This is a genomic window from Acetobacter pomorum (genome assembly GCF_002738225.1).
In the GTDB taxonomy this organism is placed as follows: Bacteria; Pseudomonadota; Alphaproteobacteria; order Acetobacterales; family Acetobacteraceae; genus Acetobacter; species Acetobacter pomorum.
On sequence record NZ_PEBQ01000105.1, the window covers coordinates 1 to 2,399 of the forward strand.

At 49.8% G+C, this 2,399-nt stretch carries 1 protein-coding gene; it reads left to right on the top strand.

The genetic code is table 11. The annotated features are described in order from the left end of the window. A partial coding sequence (locus CSR02_RS07785; protein ID WP_208616819.1) for an autotransporter-associated beta strand repeat-containing protein occupies positions 1–2,399 on the top strand: 2,399 nt, incomplete at both ends.

Consider the following 2,399-nt stretch of genomic DNA (forward strand, 5'->3'; position numbering starts at 1 on the left):
GATCCCACCTCCGGCACTACACTCTCAGAAGGCGTGTACCGTCTCTTTGACTACTCCGGCGCCCTCAGTGGATCTACAGCTCTATCTTCCACCTTGCCTATCAATGCAGGTGACGAGGCATCATTGCAGATGTCCATAGATGGCCAAGTGAATCTGGTTGTCTTCAACGGATCTCAATTGTTCTGGAATGGAAGCGGCAAAGGTAACGGTGTCCTGAGTGGTGGAAGTGGAACCTGGAATGAAACCAGTAATCCATGGACTGATTCTGCCGCAAATGCCCAAACAAATTGGATTGACGGGCGATCAGCCTTATTCGAAGGCCAGGCTGGAAATATCGTTGTTGATGATAGTGAAGGAAATATCTCTGTTGGCTCTATGCAATTCGCGAATACGGATGGCGGAACGTATGATGTAACGGGAGATGCGATTTCAGCTTCTGGGTCTTCCCTCAATGTGGATGTAGGTGATGGATCTTCTTCTGGAGCAGACATTAAAGCTGAGATTGCGGCTTCCATTACTGATGGGACAAAAGGGCCTGCAGGCCTGATCAAGTCAGGTCAGGGCACGCTGGTAATGGATGGTTCCAACACATATAGTGGAGGAACGCAGATCGAAAGTGGTGTTCTAGAGATCACCAACTCAGCAGCGCTGGGCACTGGGGCTGTTGATGATCAAACATCTCTCCTGGTTGATGTTACTGGGAAGAGTGAGCTTGCTAACGATATCTCTGGCAGTGGATCACTTACCAAGACTGGCGCTGGTGACATTGTCCTGAGCGGAAAAGATACTCTGTCAGGTGGCATCAATGTTCAGGAAGGCACGCTTGCAATAGGCGTGAATGCCTCTCCCATAGACAGCGATGTGAATATTTCGTCAGGGGCTTCCCTTGATACGTCCATTGGTGATGTAGGAACAAAAAGCATCTCCGGCGCCGGCACAGTTAATCTCGGAGCGAAATCACTTACTCTTTCGGACGCTTCTGGACAGTTCAGTGGTCAAATAACAGGTGACGGTTCTCTGGATGTTCTATCAGGGTCTGAAGGCCTGATTGGCGTGCAAGCAAATCAGGCTACGGTGCAAATTGAAAACGCAGCAAGCGTTGATACGGGCAATGGGTCCACAGTGGGCAGTATCATCGATAACGGTGGCATAATTTCTGTTGCAGGAAATACCACTCTGGGTACGCTGAACGGCACTGGTTCCGTAAGTCTGACTGGGCAAAATAGTGAGCTGGAGATTGATGGGAAAGGAGGGGTGTTTTCTGGAGCCATTGAAGGATCTGGGGTCGTAAAACTGGATGATGGCGCTTCAGAAACACTAGGAGGCAACAATGCTGTAACCGGTGAGATAGATATCGGGAAAGAAGCATCACTGACGATTGCGGACGGTTCAACACATTCCGCGACATTGCCATCTGCCAATACCATTCAGGACTATGGTAGCCTGACAGTTGAGAACAAAGAGCCGGGCCATGTAACTACGATCAAGGCCGCTATAAATGGTTCTGGAGCAATCAATGTTGTTGGCGGAGAGACAGTTCTGACCGGTCAGAATAGCTTTACTGGCGGGGTGAAAGTTTCAGATGCGACACTTGAAGCTTCAACTTCAAATCTTGGAAATGGACGTGTTGAACTAGACGCTGGCTCTCTTCTGAATATTGATCAGAGCACTGATAATGGCCTGACCAATACAATTTCAGGCGAGGGTAAGGTTGTTAAAAGCGGTGTAGGGAATGTGACCCTCACTGGAGAGAATGATTATTCAGGTGGTACCGAGATTAAAAGCGGTTCGCTTATTGGCTCTGTAGGGTCATTCGGTTCTGGCGCTATTGAGGATGATAGCCAATTAACCGTCTCTCAAAACGAAGACGGGGTGATGGACAATTCCATCACAGGAACTGGTTCAGTTACCAAAACAGGAGATGCTGACCTCACGCTTTCAGGCCAGAATGACTTCAGCGGCGGACTGAATGTCGCCGCAGGAACCTTGACTGCATCTTCAGAAAGTCTGGGATCTGGGAATATAACAGATGATAGCGATATCAAATTATCTCAGGATCAAGATGGTCAGATTTCCGATAATATTTCAGGCTCTGGAGTTGTCCAAAAAACAGGATCTGGCACTCTCACGTTAAGCGGCACTGATAGTCATTCAGGTGGCACGGAAGTTGCTGCAGGCACGTTGGATGTCGATGGAGATAGCAGCGCATCTACCGGTCAGGTTAGTGTAGACAGTGGCGCGGCCTTGGGCGGTACTGGCACGATAGGGGGTAGTGTTGATATTGCTGGAGGTGCAACGCTGGCGGCCGGGGATGCCGGCCAGGTCGGCACTCTGACGATTGATGGTGGTTTGACGCTGGAAAGTGGCTCAACCACGGACTTTGACCTTGGCCAGGCCGG